Annotated in this window: 13 protein-coding genes; 5 read left to right on the top strand and 8 right to left on the bottom strand. The window is 69.5% G+C overall.

Annotated features, from left to right (window positions below; all coding sequences use genetic code 11):
- Entirely contained in the window at positions 1 to 705 is a 705-nt protein-coding gene (locus RT97_RS22455; RefSeq protein ID WP_042581047.1) for a glutathione S-transferase N-terminal domain-containing protein, read from the top strand.
- A 16-nt stretch (positions 706 to 721) separates the two neighbouring features.
- Here the strand turns inward: RT97_RS22455 and RT97_RS22450 are convergent, their stop codons facing one another.
- From RT97_RS22450 to RT97_RS22420, 7 genes are all read right to left on the bottom strand, one after another.
- Positions 722 to 3,139: a penicillin acylase family protein gene (locus tag RT97_RS22450; protein ID WP_042581046.1), complete on the bottom strand. Its 2,418-nt coding sequence runs from the start codon at positions 3,137 to 3,139 to the stop codon at positions 722 to 724.
- Between the two features lie 166 nt (positions 3,140 to 3,305).
- Entirely contained in the window at positions 3,306 to 3,545 is a 240-nt protein-coding gene (locus RT97_RS22445; RefSeq protein ID WP_042581045.1) for a hypothetical protein, read from the bottom strand.
- A gap of 138 nt (positions 3,546 to 3,683) precedes the next feature.
- The gene (locus tag RT97_RS22440) at positions 3,684 to 5,141 is read right to left on the bottom strand and encodes an efflux transporter outer membrane subunit (protein WP_155403863.1); all 1,458 of its coding nucleotides are present in this window, start codon (positions 5,139 to 5,141) and stop codon (positions 3,684 to 3,686) included.
- Between the two features lie 5 nt (positions 5,142 to 5,146).
- Positions 5,147 to 7,144: a MacB family efflux pump subunit gene (locus tag RT97_RS22435; protein ID WP_216595186.1), complete on the bottom strand. Its 1,998-nt coding sequence runs from the start codon at positions 7,142 to 7,144 to the stop codon at positions 5,147 to 5,149.
- A gap of 5 nt (positions 7,145 to 7,149) precedes the next feature.
- A complete protein-coding gene (locus tag RT97_RS22430) occupies positions 7,150 to 8,313 on the bottom strand; it encodes an efflux RND transporter periplasmic adaptor subunit (protein ID WP_042581044.1) in 1,164 nt (387 codons plus the stop codon).
- A 102-nt stretch (positions 8,314 to 8,415) separates the two neighbouring features.
- The gene (locus tag RT97_RS22425; protein WP_042581043.1) at positions 8,416 to 9,717 is read right to left on the bottom strand and encodes a lysine N(6)-hydroxylase/L-ornithine N(5)-oxygenase family protein; all 1,302 of its coding nucleotides are present in this window, start codon (positions 9,715 to 9,717) and stop codon (positions 8,416 to 8,418) included.
- A gap of 105 nt (positions 9,718 to 9,822) precedes the next feature.
- A complete protein-coding gene (locus RT97_RS22420; RefSeq protein ID WP_042581042.1) occupies positions 9,823 to 11,502 on the bottom strand; it encodes a cyclic peptide export ABC transporter in 1,680 nt (559 codons plus the stop codon).
- A 274-nt stretch (positions 11,503 to 11,776) separates the two neighbouring features.
- On the opposite strand from RT97_RS22420, the gene fhuF reads away from it, so the two are divergent.
- From fhuF to RT97_RS22400, 4 genes are all read left to right on the top strand, one after another.
- Entirely contained in the window at positions 11,777 to 12,586 is an 810-nt protein-coding gene (fhuF, locus tag RT97_RS22415) for a siderophore-iron reductase FhuF (RefSeq protein ID WP_042581041.1), read from the top strand.
- 117 nt (positions 12,587 to 12,703) lie between these two features.
- A complete protein-coding gene (locus RT97_RS22410; protein ID WP_042581040.1) occupies positions 12,704 to 13,600 on the top strand; it encodes a formyltransferase family protein in 897 nt (298 codons plus the stop codon).
- Positions 13,597 to 14,709 (top strand): GNAT family N-acetyltransferase, encoded by a 1,113-nt coding sequence (locus RT97_RS22405; RefSeq protein WP_042581039.1) that lies wholly within the window; start codon positions 13,597 to 13,599, stop codon positions 14,707 to 14,709. The genes RT97_RS22410 and RT97_RS22405 overlap by 4 nt, the downstream gene beginning before the upstream one ends.
- A gap of 164 nt (positions 14,710 to 14,873) precedes the next feature.
- Entirely contained in the window at positions 14,874 to 17,087 is a 2,214-nt protein-coding gene (locus tag RT97_RS22400; protein ID WP_042581038.1) for a TonB-dependent siderophore receptor, read from the top strand.
- Positions 17,088 to 17,178: 91 nt separating this feature from the next.
- Here RT97_RS22400 and RT97_RS34040 read toward each other — a convergent pair.
- A partial coding sequence (locus RT97_RS34040) for a thioesterase domain-containing protein (protein WP_042581037.1) occupies positions 17,179 to 18,630 on the bottom strand: 1,452 nt, incomplete at its 5' end.

The raw sequence follows: 18,630 nt of genomic DNA, 5'->3' as shown, positions 1-18,630 counted from the left end.
ATGACCGATCTTTCGAGCTTTCCCATCACGAAAAAATGGCCCGCCCAGCACCCTGAACGCCTGCAGCTCTACTCGCTGCCCACGCCCAACGGCGTGAAGGTGTCGATCATGCTGGAGGAAACCGGCCTCGCCTACGAGCCGCACCTGGTGAGCTTCGAGACGCAGGACCAGATGTCGCCGGAGTTCCTGTCGCTCAACCCGAACAACAAGATCCCGGCGATCCTCGATCCCGACGGCCCCGGCGGCAAGCCGCTCGCACTGTTCGAGTCGGGCGCGATCCTCATCTACCTGGCCGAGAAGACCGGCAAGTTCATGCCGCAGGACCCCGCCGGCCGCTACCAGACCATCCAGTGGGTGATGTTCCAGATGGGCGGCATCGGGCCGATGTTCGGCCAGCTGGGCTTCTTCAACAAGTTCGCCGGCAAGGAATACGAAGACAAGCGCCCGCGCGACCGCTACGTGGCCGAATCGAAGCGCCTCCTCGGCGTGCTCGACAAGCACCTGGCAGACCGCGCGTGGATCATGGGCGACGACTACTCCATTGCCGACATTGCCTCGTTCCCGTGGATCCGCAACCTCGTCGGCTTCTACGAAGCGGGCGACCTGGTGGGCTTCAAGGACTTCAAGAACGTCGCGCGCGTGCTCGAAGCCTTCGTGGCGCGGCCGGCGGTCGTGTCCGGCCTGAACATCCCCAAGCGCGGCTGACCTTCGGATGCGGCTCTCAAGGCCGCAGCGTCTGCCGCACTAAAGACGGATCGCGCGCGATGTCTTCCTCGCGGAAGGGAAAGCGCAGCCAATCCTTCCTCGCATAGCGCGCCACCGCTGCGGCGCCCTGGCCGCCCGCCACGGCGGTGTCGGTCTCGCCGTGCGCCAACAGCGTGCGGGCGTGCACCCCGCGCCTGTCGAACCAGACGACCTGCAGGTAGCTGTTGCCGTGCGACGTCGGGCCCATGGTGTAGTCGTCCTTGTCGTCGCCATCGGCGCTGCATGACACGGCGAAGTAGCCCTCGGTGTCGCAGCCGCCGAAGAGCGCGACCTCACGGCCCCCACTGCGCACGATGCGCTTGCTGCCCAGCGGCGCGTCGAGCGCCCAGCCGCGGCGGCGCATGTCGTCGACCGCGCCCGCGAGCGCTTGCGCGACCCGCGGGTCCGCCGCGTTCACTTCGCCCGGCGTTTGCAATGGCGCGTCGGCTGAAAACGCCGTGGCATACAGCTCGGCTTCCGGAACCTGCTGCAGGCGCGTCCAGAAGGCGTCCCACAGCAGCGCGCCGCGGTCCCCTGCATCGGCGCGGTTCGGCCACTTGCGAAGCACCTGGCAGGCCTGGCGCATGTCCACGGTTCGCGCCCTGTCCTCGGCATCGGGCTTGAACTCGACGCGGCCCGGCGCGCAGGCACGGTCGAGCAGCGGCTTCTTGAACTGGTCCGCCGAATACGCGCGCGCTTCGAGCGTCTTTCGCATCACGCGCTGCGCGAGGGCTTCGGCCGAACCGGCGCCCGCACCGGCCAACTCGGCCGCGATGCGGTGTCCCTCGCGCCCGCGCAGCGTGAGCGGCTGGCGCTCGCCCCCGAGGATCGACGCGAAGCCCACCAGCGGCTGCGCGGGGTTGGCCAGCCAGTAGCTGCCGTTCATGTTGGCGACGTAGTCCTTGCGCAGCAGGCCAGGCATCTGCGCCGCCGGCATCGCACCGCGCTGCACCGCGGCCGCATCGATCTTCCACTCGCAGGCCGAACGGCTGCCATCGAGAAACGGCGTGCCGGCGTCGATGGCCGCGAAAGCCTTGGAAACCGGTGTGGCGCAGGCCTCGCGCAGGTCGTCGGGCACGTTGGGCACCGCGCCCACTTCGGAAAACCACGTGCGGCCGTCGCCGCGGCCGATGGCGGTGGTGGTGACCCAGGGCACCGCCGCTTCCTGACGCTGGATCTCGATGAAGTCGTCGAGCGACTTGGCCTGGTCCCAGCGAAAGAAGTTGCGGAAGATGCGGTGGTTGCCGGCATTGACGTCGCGCATCGCGAGCGCGGTGCCGGCACGCCAGCCCAGCGCCTCGTTCTGCGCGCCCAGGTCGATCACCGGGCCGAAGCGCGTGCGGTAGAGCGTACGGCGCACGGTGTCGATGCCGCCGTCGGGGCGACGCACCTGCACCGCGAGCGGCACGCCGCGCATCGGCTCGGACACGCCATCGACGATGTAGCGCGTGGGGTCCGTCGCGTCGAGCGCGAGCTGGAACAACCCGAAGCGCCGCGCGGACGACACCGTGTGGCTCCACGCCACGTCGTTGTTGAAGCCGATCATGACAAGCGGAATGCCCAGGAACGAAACGCCCGCCACGTCGAGCTTTCCGGGCAGCGTGAGGTGCACCTGGTAGAAGCGGTCCGGCCCGCCCCAGTACCAGTGCGGATTGCCGAACAGCACGCTGCCGCCGCGCTCGCCACTGGCGGCCTGGCCGAAGGCCAGCACGTTGCTTCCGATGCCGCGCACGTCGCCCACGGGAATGCCCAAGCGCGATTGCAGCGAGCGTTCGCCGGCCGGCGCGGGCGATGTCGCCGCAGCGGTGGCGGCGGGCTTCGCGTTGACGATCTCGGAGACGAAGCGCGCGTAGCCGCCCGCCAGGCCGGCAGCGATCATCCGGCGATAGATGTCGTCGGGGTCGATGGCGCCGACCCAGGGCGCCCCGGCACAGGCATGCTGCGCGCGCGCCTTGCCGCCGCGCAGCGCTTGCGGCGCGAGCGCTCGCACGTAGCGGCTGTAGCCCTCCGCGTAGCCGGCGATCAATTCGTTCAGCTCCGCAGGCTGTTCGCGACGGAACGCTTCGACGGCATCGGCATCCGCGAAGGCCTTGAAGAAGAAATCGAGGTCGATGTTCTTCGGCTGGCCGAAGGTCGAGCGCGTCGGCGGTTTTTCATCGGGGCCGAAGTGCAGCGAGCGCTCCCCCCTGAACGTGACGAACTGGTCGGCCAGCGTGCACAACGCGTCCTCTGCCTGCGCGTAGCCATAGCCGATGCCCAGGCCGCGCCAGCTGTCGGCACGCACGTGGGGAATGCCGTCGGCGGTGCGGCGAATGTCGATGGAGGAGGCGGACGCCGGCACCGCCCCGCGCTCGCGCTGAGCCCAGGCCGGAACGCCGGCGATGAAGGCGCCCATGAGGGCGGCGATGGCCGCGCGGCGGACCCACGGATATCTGCGCAGTCTGGATACGTGTTTCACGGCGTTCCCCGGTGGGCATGAGAAGTGCACGACGCGGCGGATCGCGCCGCCCGCCGTACGTCATGAAGAAGAAAAAGAAAGGGATGCGCGGGCGCCGCGCCGCTCACTGCAGATCGGGACCTGTGCGCAGCGATTCGTCGAGCACGGGCTTCATCAACGCGGCGCCCGCGAGCGCCCACAGCGTGAGCGCCTCGTCGAGCGCGCGCACATGGCCCGGGCTCTCGGCGAGCCAGACCACGAGCTGGTCCGCATGCGCGCGCGAGGGCGTGTCGTGCAGCTGGCAGAAGAGCGCCCACGCCGTATCGAAAGCAGCATTTGCAGGAACATCGGTTCGGGTGGACATCGTCGACTGCCTTCGTCTGTGGCCGGATTCGACCTCGTTCTGGTATTGACGAAGGAGCGCTGCATATGTTCATTCCGGACTGTTCCGAAGAAGCGGGCGCACACATGGGCAAGGCGTGGCGCGCGCGGCCCCGCGCCGTCAGGGCCCGCCCTGCGCCAGCGGCGCGACCGCATCGCCGCGCCATCCGCCGCCGAGCGCGCGATACAGCGCCACGCGCGCCTGCAGGCGTTGCTGTTGCAACTGCACTGCAAGATCCTGCGCCGCGTAGAGCGTGCGCTGCGCATCGAGCAGCACCAGCAGCGTTTCGGCGCCCGCGCGGTAGCGCGATTCCGAAAGCGCCGCCGCGCGGCGCGCTTGCTGCAGTTCCTCGTCCTGCGCCGAGGCTTGGGCATCGGTGCCCGCGACGGCGTTGAGCGCGGTCTCCGCGTCCGCGAAGGCGCCGAGGATCGCGGCCCGGTAGCCCGCGAGCAGCTCGCGGCGCCGCGCTTCCGACACGTCGCGTTCGCCCCGCAACCGCCCGCCGTCGAAGATCGGCGCCACGATGCCGGCTGCGAGGCTGTAGAGCGGGTTGTCGATCAGCCTGCCCGGCGCCTGGCCTTGCAGGCCGATGCTGGCGCTCAGGCTGACGCTTGGAAGCAGCGCCGCGCGCGCGGCCTGCAGGTTCGCATCGGCGGCGGCCAGGCGGGCCTCGGCGCGCGCGATGTCAGGGCGTCGGGTGAGCGCCAACGCGGGAATGCCGGCGTCGATCGAAGGCAGCCGGAGCGATGCGAGACGCGCGGTGCCCGGCGCGCCCTCTTCCCGGTCGGCGCACAGCGCAGGCGGCAGTGCCGGCGCGCCCAGCAACTGCGCGAGCGCGGTCTCGGCATCGTTCGCCTGTCGCCGCAAGGCCGCCAGTTCGCGCTGCCGCGCGGCGACCAGTCCGCGCTGCTGCGCGAGGTCCAGCGGCGTGACCGCGCCGGCCCGGCTGCGCGCTTCCACCAGCTGCAGCACGCGTTGCGCGTTGCCCAGGTTGTCGCGCGCGATGGCTTCGCGCTCGCGCAGGCCGCGCAGCTGCAGCCAGGACGAGGCGACCTCCGCCGTCACGCCCAGGCGCACCGCATCGCGGTCGAATTCGCTCGCGCGCAGGCCTTTCAATGCTTCCTGGTGCAGCGCGCCGCGGCGCCCCCAGAGGTCGAGTTCGTAGCTTGCAGCGAAGCCGACGAAGCTGGTGTTGCCGTCGACATCCGCGCGGCCGCCCATGCGCGCTTCGCGGGCCGCATCGAGGCGGCCCGAGAGCTCGGGCGCCAGGGCAGCCCCGGCGATGCGGGCCTGTGCGCGCGCGGCATCGACGCGGGCCAGCGCCGTCGCAAGATCCTGGTTGCGGGCCTGGGCCTCCTCGATCAACGCGTCGAGCTCGCCGCTGCCGAAGCTGCGCCACCAGTGCGCATCGACGATGGCGGCGCCGTTCACGCCAACCTGGGCGTTGCGCCACGCTGCAGGGGGCTCCACGGCGTGCGGCTGCGGGTCGTTCGCCGTCGCGGTGCATCCGGACAACAGCGCACCCGCGCACACGCACAGCAACGACAGGAGGCCGCGCGATCCGGTCGGGTTCGTCATGCCGTTCATTGCGATGCCAATGCCACGACCGGGTCCAGCCGCGCCGCGTTGCGCGCGGGCATGAAACCGAACACCAGCCCGGTCAACACCGCGCAGCCGAAGGCACCGATGCTCGCGAGCAGCGAGAACACCACCGGCACGTCGGCCAGCATCAGCGCGGCGACGATGAGAAGGCCCACGGCCACGCCCACCGTGCCGCCCACCGACGTCACGAGCACTGCCTCGGTCATGAACTGCCGCAGGATGTCGGTCTGGCGCGCGCCGGTCGCCATTCGGATGCCGACTTCGCGCGTGCGTTCGCGCACCGTCATCAGCATCACGTTCATCACGCCGATGCCGCCCACCACCAGCGAGATCGCGGCGATCAGCCCGAGCATCATCGTCATCGCGCGTGCGGTGGCCGACTGCACGCGGATCGCCTCGACGCGGTTCCACACGCGCACGTCGCGCACGCGCCGGCGCTCGGCCAGCTCGGTCTCGATGGCCTCGGCCGTCTGCGTCGCCTGCTCCATGTCGCGCACCTGCACGCCGATCCAGGTCGGGTTCTGGTGCCCGAAGAGGCGAGCCGCGGCGGCCGAGAACGGCACGACCACGCGGTCGTCCTGGTCCTCGCCGTCGCTGGTGCCCTTGGCGGCGAGCACGCCGACCACCTGGAAGGGCACCTTGTCGATCAGCACGTCCTGTCCGATCGGGTCGGTACCGTCGGCAAAGAGCGCGCGGCGCACGGTCTGGCCGATGACCGCGACCTTGGCCACGCGCTGCTCGTCAGCCTCGTCGAACATGAGCCCTTCGCTCACGCCCCAGCCGAGCACATGCGCAAAGCCCACGGTGGTGCCGCCGCCCTCGGCCGCATGGTCGACGTTGCCTCGGCGCACGACCACGCGGTCCTCGATGTAGGGCGCCACCGCCTCCACGTTCGCGAGGCCCCGGACCGTTTCGACATCGGCCAGCGTGAGCGGCGCGCCGGGCGCGCGCACGCTGCCCTCGCGCGCGGCGACGAACATGGTGCGCACGCCGAAGGTCTCGAACTGCGCCATCACCTGTTGCTGCGAGCCGCTGCCGACCGCGAGCATCGCGATCACCGAGGCCACGCCGATCACGATGCCCAGCAGCGTGAGGCCGGTGCGAAAGCGGTTGCTCCACATCACGCGCCAGGCGGCGCGGGCCGCTTCGTGCAGGTCGGCGGCGAGCGAGGCCTGGGGTGCGTGGCGGGCGTTGCGCCGCGACGCGGCCGGTGCAGCAGTCGAAGCTGAGATGGCCGGCGGGATGCCGCCCGAATCCGCCACGATCTGCCCGTCGCGGATCTCGATCACGCGCCGCGCCTGCGCGGCCACGTTCCGGTCGTGCGTGATGAGGATCACCGTGTGGCCCGCGTCGGCCAGTTCGTTGAGCAGCTTCATTACCTCCGCGCCGCTCTGGCTGTCGAGCGCGCCGGTGGGCTCGTCGGCCAGGATGATGCGGCCGCCATTCATCAGCGCGCGCGCGATGGCCACGCGCTGCTGCTGGCCGCCCGAGAGCTGGCTGGGCCGGTGGTCCAGCCGCGCGCCCATGGCCAGCCGCTCGAGCAAGGCGGTGGCGCGCACGCGGCGCTCAGCCTCGGGCATGCCGGCGTAGAGCGCGGGAATCTCGACGTTCTCGCGCGCCGACTCGGTCGGCACGAGGTGGTAGCCCTGGAACACGAAGCCGAAGGCCTCGCGGCGCAGCCAGGCGAGCGCGTCGGCGTCGAAGCCGGCCACGTCCTCGCCCTCGAAGAGGTAGCGCCCGCTGCTCGGCCGGTCGAGGCATCCGAGGATGTGCATCAGCGTGGACTTGCCCGACCCCGAGGCGCCGACGATGGCGACGAACTCGCCCGCGAAGAGCTTCAGCGAGATGCCGCGCAACACCATCGCGGGCGGCGGGGATTCGGCGCTTTCGGCAGCCCCGGTGCTTTCGCCGGCAGGAGGGCCATAGGACTTGCGGATGTCCTGCAGTTCGATCAGCGGCACGCCCACCGCAGGCGCCACGGAGGTCACGGCTTCGCCGCCTTGCGCTCGGCGGTGCCGGTGACGATGCGATCGCCCACCTGCACACCGTCGAGCACCTGCGCGGCGACGCGGTTGCGCACGCCGATGCGCAGCTCGCGCGTCTGCACCGATCCGTCCGCGTGCAGCACGCGCACCGCGGCGCGGTCGGCGCGGCCGCCCGCCACCGGCACCAGCGCGTTCGCGGGCACCGAGACCGCATCCTTGGCCGAGGCCTCGACGAAGGCGACGTGCGCGGTCATCTGCGGCATGAGTTCGCCATCGGCGTTGTCGACGTCGAAGAGCGCCGTGTAGACCACGACCTTGCTCGCGGCCGTCTGCGGCGCCGAGCCGCCCTCGGAGCCTCCGGCCTTGGGCGCCGGCGTCGGCGGTGCGGGCAGCAGCTGGCGCACCTTGCCGTGCCAGCGGCGCTGGTCGGCACCCAGCGTGGTGAAGTAGACCGGCATGCCGGGCTTGACGCGCCGCACGTCGGCCTCGGACACCTCGGACCACACCGTCATCGACGAGAGGTCGGCGATGCGCAGCACGTTCGGCGTCTGGTAGGTGGCGTTGAGTGTCTGGCCCTCGCGCGCCTCGACCGAGACGACCGTGCCGGCCATCGGCGCGAAGATGCGCGTGTAGCCCAGGCGCGCCTCGTCGGCCTTGAGCGTGGCCTGGGTCTGCGCGATCTGCGCGGCGAGGTTGTCGATGCGCGCGGCGGCCGAGGCGAGCGCGGCCTCCGCGCCCTGCACGTCTTCCTCGCGCGTGGCGCCATCGGCGGCCATGCGGCGCTGGCGCGCATGCTGCTGGTCGGCGAGCCGGTGCTGCGCGCGCTGCTCGGCCAGCTGGGCGCGCAGGCCCGCGAGCGAGGCGCGGCCCGCATCGACGGTCGCGCGCTGCACGCTGGGGTCGATCTCGACCAGCAGCTGCCCCTTCTGCACGGCGTCGCCCGGTTGCACGAGCAGCCGAAGGATCTGCCCCGAGACCTGGGCGCCGACATCCACGTAGCGCCGCGGCTGCAGCGTGCCGAGCGCGGTCACGCTCGATTCGATGTTCGCGCGCACCACCGGCACCGACTCGATGTCGGTGGCCGGGCGGCGCGCCCAGAGGTAGCCGGCGCCGGCGGTGGCCGACAGCACGGCGGCAAGCAGGAGAGGAATGATTCTTCGCATGGAGAAAAGGCAAGGCACCCCGTGGCCGCCGACTGCCTGCCCGTGCGCGCACGGCGCGGCGGGAAAGAGCCGGCCGGGCGGCCGGGCGCCGGTCAGGCGGGCTTAGATCCGGGCGAGCGTCGATTCGCTGCGCGCGCTGCTGCGCATGCGCGGCATGGCGGCCAGGAGCGCGTTGCCGATCTCGCCGGTGCGCACCGAGGTCACCGACAGCAGCGTGTCGCTGATGCCATGGCTGTCCTCGCAGGCGCCCTGCAGGAAGATGCCCGGATGGAAGTCGGGCGTGGCCGCCAGGCGGTAGTAGCGGTCGACCGAGAAGTCGCCCAGGTAGGGGGCCAGGGGCTGCAGCAGGTCCTTGTGCTGCTCGCGCACGTAGCCGGTGGCGAGCACCACGGCGTCGTAGCGCACGCTGCTCTCGCGGCCCGCGTCCTGGTCGAACAGCTGCAGGTGCACGCCGTCGCTGGCGGCGCGCACCGCCCGCACGTCGTGCTGGCGCAGCATGCGCAGGCGGTTGCCGCGCGCCACCTTCTGGTCGTAGAAGACCTTGAAGATCTGCTGGATCAGGTCCAGGTCGGCCACCGCGTAGTTGGTCTGCGACACCTCGTCCAGCAGCGCGGCGCGCTCGTCCTGCGGACGGCTGTAGACGTAGTCGGTGAATTCGACATTGAAGACCTCGTTGACGAACGCGCTGTCGTCGGCCGGGCGGATCGACCGCGCCCGCATGATGAGGTCGACCTGCGGCGCGTTCGGCCGCCCCTGCAGGTCCATGAAGATCTCGGCCGCGCTCTGGCCGGCGCCGATGACCGCGACGCGCTGGGCCTGGCCGTGGCGCGCGATGTCCTTGAGGTAGCTGTTGGAGTGGAACACCCGGCCGTCGCCGCGCAGCGCGCGAAAGCCCTCGGGAATGTTGGGCGTGCCGCCGATGCTCACCACCAGGTTGCGCGCCAGGCGCTCCTGCACGCGGCCGTCGTCGCCGCGCGAGCGCACGCGCAGCAGCGAGACTTCGCCGCCCTGCTTTTCGGGCAGCACCTCGAACACCTCTTCGCCGTAGGCGCACGACGCCTCGAACTGGCCCGCGGCCCAGCCCAGGTAGTCGTTGAACTCGTGGCGGCTCGGAAAGAAGCTCTTGAGGTTGATGAAGTCCGGCAGCCGCCCGCTCTCGTGCAGGTAGTTGATGAAGGTGAAGCGGCTGGTCGGGTTGCGCAGCGTGGCCAGGTCCTTCAGGAACGAAATCTGCATGTGCGCCTGGTCCAGCAGCATGTGCGGATGCCAGGCGAAGCTGGACTGGCGCTCGATGAACAAGGCATCCACCGGCTTGGCGCCGTGGCGCTTTTCTTCGAGCGCGATGGCCAGCGCGATGTTCGACGGACCGAATCCGACGCCGATCAGGTCATGGATGTGTTGCATGGAATGTCGACTCCTGTGGTGATGTGCGAACGCCCGCGGATGCACGGCATCGCTGATTCGGGGCGGTGAACGAAACGGCGGCGCTGAGCGAGTGCTGCAGTGCCTTCACGCGGCAAGGCCTTGCGGCGCGCGCGCGCGGTCTTCCGCGATGCGGCCCGACTTCATCGTGATGACGCGGTCGGCCAGGTGGAAGTAGCGGTCGTCGTGCGAGATGACCACCAGCAGGTGCCCCTTGGCGCGCAGCTCGGGCAGCAGCTCCGTATAGAACAGGTGGCGGAAGGTCGGGTCCTGGTCGGCCGCCCATTCGTCGAACACCAGCACCGGGCGGCCTTCGAGGTAGGCGTGCACGAGCGCGAGGCGCTTGCGCTGGCCGGTGGAGAGGTCGACGGTGCTGAACGAGCCGTCCTTCACGCTGACCTTGTGGGCGATTTCCAGGCGTTGCAGGTACGGCAGCGCCGCCTGCGGCAAGGCCTGCGCGCTCTCTTCGCCCTTGTTGTTGGCGACCAGGTCCTCGAACAGGTAGAAGTCGGAAAACACGGTGGTGAAGAGCTGGCGGTAGTCGTCGCGGGTCTCGGGCGTCACGACGGCGTCGTCGCGCAGCACCTCGCCCTGCTGCGGCGCATAGAGGCCGAGCAGGAGCTTGATGAGGGTGGTCTTGCCAGAGCCGTTGTCGCCCACGACGAACACCATCTCGCCGCGGCGCAGCTGCAGGTCGATCGGGCCGAGCACGAAGGGCTCGCTGCCTTCGGCGGGCTCGAAGGCATACCGCACACCGCGCATGCCGATGCCGTGCGAGAGCGCGGCGATGCTGGCCGGGTGCTCCAGGTGCAGGTGCGGCTCGGGCGTGGCGAAGCGCGCCGAGAGGTCGGCGATGCGCTGGAAGGCGACCTTGGCGCGGCCGACGTTGGGCAGCGCGAGCGCGATGGAGTCGATGGGCCCTTTGAGGAACAGCAGCACGAGGACGAAGCCGCTGAGCACGGCCGGGTCGGTGTTGCGGAACGCGGCCCAGCCCAGGATGAGCGCGATCAGCAGGAAGAACAGCGCCGAGCCGAATGCGGAGGCGATGACGTAGGTGTTGATCGCGCGGCCGTTGACGCTGCGGATGATGTCCACGATGCGCTCGATCTGGCCGCCGAACATGTGCGTGCGGCGCGCGCGGTGCATGCGCAGTTCCTTGGCGCCTTCGCTGATCGCGCGGTAGGCCTTGTGCAGCTGGTCTTCGTATTCGCGCGCCTTCCAGAAGCCGACTTCGGCGCGGGCCTGCGCCATGATCTGGATGGTGGCGCCGATCACCAGCATCACCACCAGCAGGCCGAACAGCGGCAGCGAAAGAATCGCCAGGTAGACCAGGCAGCCGAGCGCGACGGCGATCGCGATCAGCGTGGACGAGAGCACGAAGGCCACATCGCTGATCATGTCCACGTCCTGCGACAGCACGGGCATCAGGCGGTGCGTGCGGTAGCGCTCCAGCGCATCGATGGGCGCCGCGAGGATCTTCTGCGCGAGGCTCTTGCGCACCTGGGCCACCAGGCGCTGGCCGACGAAGTTGGTCGAGACGTCCGAGGCCATGCGGCCGAAGAGCGCGACGCCGCACAGCGCAATGAAGGTCAGCAGCAGGCCGCCGGCCATGCCGCCTTCCTGGTTGAGCACCTGGTTGATGGTGCGCAGCAGCGCGACCGTGGCGACGCCCGCGGCGATGCCGGTGACCGCGGACAGCACGAACCAGGGGGCGAAGGGTTTCAGCAGGCGCCGGACCTCCGCGGCATTGCCACTGGCAGATGACATACGAGAACTCTTTCCGCCCATGAAGGCGAGACAGCGGCCGCGCGGCACAGACACCCGCCGCCGGACCGGAAACGATTGGAGAACGACCCCGCCCGAAGGCACGGCCCCGGCGGCATCACGCCGCTCCTTGCATAGACGATCCGGCCTCGCCGATGTTCACGCGGCGGCATCGCGGGCGATTGGAAAGAGAGGACGCATGAACATGCGGGCCGCTGGCGCGTCTTCCCTGGATGGACTCCGCGCACCGTCTCACTGCCTTGCTGCCCACGAACCCATGATCCCGATCCTCGCGCCCCTGTTCGAAGGCGAAGACCTGCGGCCGTTCGGCGAAAGGCTGCAGTGCGCGCCGGTCGCACCGGCCGGCGCCGTGCGCGTGGCAGACCTGCTCGCGCCCGACGCGCTGATGGATGTGATGCGCCGCAGCGCCCGCTTTCGCCGCAGCGACGGGCGCGACCTGCGCCCGATCGCCTCGGCCTGGAGCCTCGAATACCTGGCGGCGCTGCTGCCGCCGGTGATCGCGGCCGCCACGGTGCTGGAACAGGTATTTCCCATCGGCGCCGAAGAGACGTGGGTGGTGCTGGACGACGACGGCAATCCCGGGAGCTTTCACATCCTGCACACGGGCGCGCCGATGCCGGGTGCGGCGACGACCATTCGCTATGCGCCCCTGCTCTGGCAGCACCTGGCGCCGCTTTTCGAGACGATCGCCCCGCTGACCCGGCTCGCGCCCAAGATCCTCTGGGGCAACGCGGCGCGCGAGTTCGACGTGGTCTTCGAGCAAGCCTTGGCGCTGACCGGGCTGCCGGCGATCGCGGAGGACTGGGCGCGGCTGGTGCGCGATCCGGTCTGGCCCCCGCGCCATTGCGGCGGCACCGAACCCACGCTGCAACAGGGATTCGACAACCCGTTGCACGGGCGGCAGCGCGAGGTGCGCATGTTCCACGACGACCACTACGACACGGTGAAGCTGCACCGCCAGTGCTGTCTCTACCACCTGCTGCCCGGAGAGGACTACTGCGGCGCCTGCCCGCTGGCGCCGGCGCACCGCGAGACCGAAACAGAAACCGAGGCGCCCGGGTCCTGAGCGTGCCGCACAACGCCGTGCGATGAACAGATCCGGCGCGATTTCGTCTCCCTGGGAGGCGCGCCCGCCCCCACGGGTGCCGCGCGGATTTCAACGTCACTCATTCATCCCACATCCATGCCCAAGGCAAAGCTCGTCTACATCCTGTCCCTGCGAAACGCCGCCGCCGACAAGGCAGGCCAGCACATCGACTTCAAGGGAGAGCAGCGCTACATGAAGTCGCCGCTCGAATACCTGGCCGAGGCGCTCGACACCACGCCGCTGGGCGACGACTATTCGCTCGAAGGCATCGTCTACGACGACGACGCGCAATCGCCGCGCGACCAGGCGGCGCTGAAGGACTACGGCTTCGCCTGGCACCCCGAGCGCAAGTGGATCTTTCCGAAGGATTTGCGGGCGCAGGGGCGGCTCCTGCGCGACATGCTGCATCCGGTGCCCTCGGCGTACCGGCGCCTGCCGCTCGATGCCAAGGCCGAGCGCGCCGCGGGCAAGAGCGCCTTCGAGCGCGCGCTGCTCGACAAGCTCCTGACGCTGCAGGCCGATGCGGTCGTGCTCGACGGGCTCCTGGTCATCCTCGACGAACTGGTGCGCCCCGGGGCGCACTTCCATCGCAAGATCGTCAACATCCATCCGGGCATCACCCGCATCGAGTCGCCGTACGAACGGCGCGGCGCGTGCGCGACGCTCGATGCGCTGCACGGCGTGCGCGGCCAGAAGGTGACGAACTGGACCACGATGGAGAAGACGACCGTGCCGACGGTGCGCAAGACCGGCGCCTCGCTGCACTACGTGGACAACGGCATCGATTCGGGCGAGGTGATCTTCGACGTGCTCGGCACCGACATCGACCCGGAGGACACGATCCTCGAACTGCGCTGGAACAACTTCAACCGCAGCCTCTTTCCGGCCATGCACCAGGGGCTGGCGCTTCTGGCCCCGCACATCCGGCGCCCGTCCGATGCACATGGCGCACATGGCGCACACGGCGCACACAACACCCAAGGAGACCTATGACGCTCGTCACACCGCAGCCGGCCCCGGCTGCAGACACGGGACCGAAGAACCCGCTGGTTTCGTACGCCGACGGCCAGGCGCACGACGTCACGCTCGAAGGCGCGAGCCTGATGGTGCGCACGCGCGCGACCGGCGCGCTGTCGCAATGGAAGATCGGCGGCGCGGCCGCGGCCCCCGGCCTTGCGCTCGCGCAGGTCGAGGGCGAGACAGCGGGCCCGGGCACGGCGACGCATCTGCTCGCGGCGCTGGAGGCCGCGTTCGCGCACCACCCGGCGAACCGCTCGATCGTCGTGGCCGATGCGGGCCGCTTCGCCGAGCTCGCGCAGTCGGGCGTGCTGCTGCCCATCGCGGGCGGCACGGAGGCGCGGGCGTGGCGCGACATGCTGTGGCAGCACGCGCGGCTGTGGCTGCCCGCGGTGCACACGCCCATCGCGCTGCAGTTCGCGCTGACCAACGGCAAGCGGCATCCGGTGCGCCCGCCCAAGCCGCGCGGCGTGCTCTACCAGCGCTTCATTCCGTGGCTGGGCAAGACCTTCTCGTTTCGCAGCATCGATTTCGAGCGCGACCTGCCGCTGTTCAACCGCTGGATGAACGACCCCGACGTGGCCAAGATCTGGGAAGAAGAAGGCGACCTCGACAAGCACCGCGCCTACCTGGATGCGATCGACCGCGATCCGCACATGTACTCGATGATCGCGAGCTTCGACGGCGAGCCCTTTGCCTACTTCGAGATGTACTGGGCCAAGGAAAGCCGCATCGCGCCCTTCTACGACGTGGACGACCACGACCGCGGCTGGCACGTGCTGGTGGGAGAGCCGGCGTTCCGCGGCAAGGCCTGTGCGACGGCCTGGCTCACCTCGATCTCGCACTACATCTTTCTTTGCGACCCGCGCACGCAGCGCGCCATGGGCGAGCCGCGCATCGACCACGTGCAGCAGATCCGCAACCTGGACAAATCGGGCTACGCCAAGGTGAAGGAATTCGACCTGCCGCACAAGCGCGCGATGCTCGTGATGATGCTGCGCGAGCGCTATTTCTGCGATGCGCTCTGGCTGCCGCGCGACGACGCGGCGGTGATCTCGGGGCGTCCGCTGTCGGCGGCGCTTTGAGGCATGCGGCCGTCGAAAGGCCGCCTGCATCCAGCGGCAAGGGAACGGGCTTTGTAGTGGAAACGCGTCATTCGGACCATGCGATTTCACAGTCTTATCAAAATAAGAACCATTCTCATTAGAATCCGCGCGGTCCCTCCATCCATCCACCTTTTGTCCTACTCATGCGCACTCTTCCCCTGCCTCGCCAACGCCTGCTGAATGCCTCGCTCGCGGCGGCCTTCGGAACTGTCATCACCTTCTGGGGCATGTCGGCTTCGGCCCAGACGGCCGCGCAACCCGATGCGGCCAACGCCGGCACGGGCGCCGCGCTGCCCTCGGTCACGGTGAATGCCGACACGGAAGAGAACGGACACGTCAACGGTTACCTCGCCCGCCGCAGCACGGCCGGCTCGAAGACCGACATTCCGATCATCGAGACGCCGCAATCGCTGTCGGTGATCACGGCCGACCGCTTCCAGGCCATCGGCGCGACGCGGCTGCGCGATGCGCTGGGCTACACGCCGGGCGTGAACATCGCGCCCTTCGGTTCCGATTCGCGCTACGACTGGATCGCCGTGCGCGGCTTCGATGCCTACAGCCCCGGCTTCTACGAGGACGGCCTGCCGCTGCGCAACGCCAACAGCTTCTCGGTGTGGAAGACCGAGAACTACGGCGCCGAACGCATCGAAGTGCTGCGCGGCCCCGCCTCGGTGCTCTACGGCCTGAGCAGCCCCGGCGGCGTTGTCAACGTGGTCAGCAAGCTTCCCACGGCCACGCCCATCCGCGAACTGCAGGTGCAGGTTGGCACCAACAACCACCGCCAGGTCGCGGGCGATTTCTCGGGCGCCCTGGACGCCGACGGCAAGGTGCTCTACCGCCTCACCGGCGTGCTGCGCGATGCGCAGCTGCCGGCCGGCAAGATGGCCGACGACCGCACGTACCTCGCGCCCTCGCTCACCTGGAGGATCACCAACGACACCTCGCTCACGCTGTACGCGCAAGTCATGCGCAACCGCGCGGGCGTGTACACGCGCAACCGCCCGTGGGCCGGTTCGCTGGTGCCCAGCGCCATCGGCACGTTCATTCCGGCCAAGCTGTTCCAGGGGAACCCCTACTTCGATCATTTCAACCAGGACCAGGAGCTGTTCGGCTACAACTTCGAGCACCGCTTCAACGACACCGTCACGTTCCGCCAGAGCGCGCGCGCCGGTCGCCTGAAGGTGGACTACCGCGGCCTGCAGGCACCGAACTTCACCACGGTCAATCCGGACAACGAGTTCGATCCGGTCAACTTCCAGAACCTCTCGCGCACCCTCTTCGGCAGCCGCGAATCGGTGCGCGCCTTCGCCATGGACAACCAGGTGCAGGCCGACGTTCGCTCCGGCGACTGGAAGCACAAGATCCTGGTGGGCGTGGACTACCAGCACAACAACTTCGAGACCAACAGCTACAGCGGCGGCTCGGCCCCCGACCTGAACATCGCGAACCCGTACTACTTCAACGGCCCGTTCGAGATTCCGGACCCGTACGAAGTGAACGCCACCCGCCTCACGCAAACCGGCGTCTATCTGCAGGACCAGATCAAGTGGCGCGACACGCTGCAGCTGACGCTGGGCGGTCGCTACGACACCGCCAAGAGCAGCGTCTTCAGCCGCCTGGACGGCACCTCGACCACCGTGTCCGACCACAAGTTCACCGGCCGCGCGGGCCTGGTCTACCTGGCACCGAACGGCTGGGCGCCCTACCTGAGCTACTCCGAATCGTTCCAGCCGACCGGCGTGGTCGATCCGGTCACCAAGGAGCCCTTCAAGCCCGAATCGGGCCGCCAGTACGAGGTGGGCCTGCGCTACCAGCCGCCGGGCACCAAGAACAGCTTCAGCGCCGCCATCTTCGACCTGCGCCGCAAGAACTACATCAGCTACGACACCGAATTCCAGCCCAAGCAGACCGGTGAGATCTCGGTGCGCGGCCTGGAACTGGAAGCCACCACGCAGCCCACCGACCGCATGAACCTCACCGCGTCGTACAGCTACACGCCGCGCGCCATCGTCACGTCGAGCGCGCGCCCCGAGGAAATCGGCAAGCAGGCGAACGCCGTGGCGCGCAACCAGCTGTCGGCATGGGGCGACTACCGCTTCGCCAACGGCATCAAGGTCGGCCTGGGCGTGCGCTACACCGGCCCCACCCGCGGCAACGGCGGCGGCTCGCCGATCAGGGTGCCCGGCGTGACGCTGCTGGACGCGATGGTCGGCTACGACTTCGAACACTGGAGCCTCGCGCTCAACGTGCGCAACCTGACGAACAAGACCTACATCGCCAACTGCGACACACCCTCGCAGAGCTGCTACTACGGCGACCAGCGCAAGGTGCTCGCAACCGCGACCTACCGCTGGTAAGCGCAGATCGCCAGACGGCAAGAAGGCCGGATGCCCCCGAGGCATCCGGCCTTTTTTCATGCGGCACCCGCAGGCGCTGCGAAAGAAAAAACTACGCCGCGTCGGCAGCCAGCAGCCGCTGCTTCACGAGCGCACCCAACTGCGGGTGGCGAATGATGTCCAGGTGATCGGCGTTCTCGAGCACGTCGGTCGCCGCCACCGGTGCGTGGGCCGACCAGTCGCGCAGCCGTCCGTCCCTGCGCAGCGAGCTCTCGGCCTGGAACACGTGCACCGGCCGCGACAACATTTCGTACGCATAGCGCATCGACTGCACGCGGCTGTCGAGCGTCGCCCACAGCAGGTATTCGGCCGCCTCGTCGCCGGCGCCGTCCGATGGAAACGCCTCTACGGGGTCGAGCATCTGCTCGGCCACCCAGTCGCGCTCCCGTTCGTCCATGCGCGCCATCAGCGCCTTCCACTGCGCGGCCATCTCCGAGCGCGCGAGCCACTCGGCCAGCGCTTGGTCGGCCTGCGCGCGTTGCGCTGCCGTCAGCGTGCCGGCGGGGATCATGGGCTCGGTTTCGAACACGTCCACCGCGCCGATGAACGCGACCTCGATGCGCCCTTCCAGTTGCCGCGCGACTTCGAAGGCCAGGTCGCCGCCGAGCGACCAGCCCAGCAGCGCGCAGCGCCCGCCGGTGGCCGTCGCGAGGATGAAGTCCGCGTACTCGGCCGCCAACTCGTGGATCGCGAAACCGCGCCATCGCTTGGCGGTGTAGACGTGGCTCACGAAGCCGTACACCGGCCGGTCGCCCTCGAGCGCTTGCGCCAGCACCTGGAACTCGCGCGTGTTGACGATCAGGCCCGGCATGCAGAACAGCGGAATGCCCGCACCGCCCGCATGCAAGCAGACCGCGTGGTGCGAATCGCCCAGGCGCTGCTGCAACCGGTCGGCCAGCGCGGCGAGGCTGCCCGCCTGCATCACGTCGGCCAGGCCGAGCTGGCTGCCGCCGGGCAGTTGCTGGCGCACCTTCGCGATGAGCTTGAGGCTCAGGATCGAGTCACCGCCCAGCTCGAAGAAGTTGTCGTCGCGCGCCACGCGCTCCACGCCGAGCACGTCGCGCCAGATGCCGGCCAGCGCCTCTTCGGCTTCGCCCTGCGGCTCATCGAATGCGCGCTCGCGTCCGAGCGCTTCGGGGTCGGGCAGCGCGCTGCGGTCGACCTTGCCGTTGGCGTTCAGCGGCAGCGACGGCAACGTGACGATGGCGCGCGGCACCATGTAGTCGGGCAGCACGCGCCCGAGGCGCTCGCGCAGCACGACGCTGTCGGCGGCCTGCCCGGCATGCGCCGCGACATAGCCCACGAGCGAGGCGCGACCAACGCCGGGGGATTGCCTGGCCACCACCACGGCCTCGCGCACCTCGGGCTGCGACAGCAGCTGCGCCTCGATCTCCCCGAGCTCGATGCGAAAGCCCCGGATCTTCACCTGATGGTCGATGCGGCCCAGGTACTCGATCTGCCCCTCTGCGTTCCAGCGCACGAGATCACCCGTGCGGTACAGCCG

Source organism: Variovorax paradoxus (assembly GCF_000834655.1).
Taxonomy (GTDB): domain Bacteria; phylum Pseudomonadota; class Gammaproteobacteria; order Burkholderiales; family Burkholderiaceae_C; genus Variovorax; species Variovorax paradoxus_F.
The sequence above is the reverse complement of the archived record's forward strand: the minus strand, read 5'-3'. Positions and strand labels throughout refer to the sequence as shown.

Bases quoted from the DNA above. Each gene is read 5' to 3' on its own strand.
- RT97_RS22455 (WP_042581047.1), top strand. From the start codon at position 1: ATGACCGATCTTTCGAGCTTTCCCATCACGAAAAAATGGCCCGCCCAG.
- RT97_RS22450 (WP_042581046.1), bottom strand. From the start codon at position 3,139: ATGGGCGCCTTCATCGCCGGCGTTCCGGCCTGGGCTCAGCGCGAGCGC.
- RT97_RS22445 (WP_042581045.1), bottom strand. From the start codon at position 3,545: ATGTCCACCCGAACCGATGTTCCTGCAAATGCTGCTTTCGATACGGCG.
- RT97_RS22440 (WP_155403863.1), bottom strand. From the start codon at position 5,141: ATGACGAACCCGACCGGATCGCGCGGCCTCCTGTCGTTGCTGTGCGTG.
- RT97_RS22430 (WP_042581044.1), bottom strand. From the start codon at position 8,313: ATGCGAAGAATCATTCCTCTCCTGCTTGCCGCCGTGCTGTCGGCCACC.
- RT97_RS22425 (WP_042581043.1), bottom strand. From the start codon at position 9,717: ATGCAACACATCCATGACCTGATCGGCGTCGGATTCGGTCCGTCGAAC.
- RT97_RS22420 (WP_042581042.1), bottom strand. From the start codon at position 11,502: ATGTCATCTGCCAGTGGCAATGCCGCGGAGGTCCGGCGCCTGCTGAAA.
- fhuF (WP_042581041.1), top strand. From the start codon at position 11,777: ATGATCCCGATCCTCGCGCCCCTGTTCGAAGGCGAAGACCTGCGGCCG.
- RT97_RS22410 (WP_042581040.1), top strand. From the start codon at position 12,704: ATGCCCAAGGCAAAGCTCGTCTACATCCTGTCCCTGCGAAACGCCGCC.
- RT97_RS22405 (WP_042581039.1), top strand. From the start codon at position 13,597: ATGACGCTCGTCACACCGCAGCCGGCCCCGGCTGCAGACACGGGACCG.
- RT97_RS22400 (WP_042581038.1), top strand. From the start codon at position 14,874: ATGCGCACTCTTCCCCTGCCTCGCCAACGCCTGCTGAATGCCTCGCTC.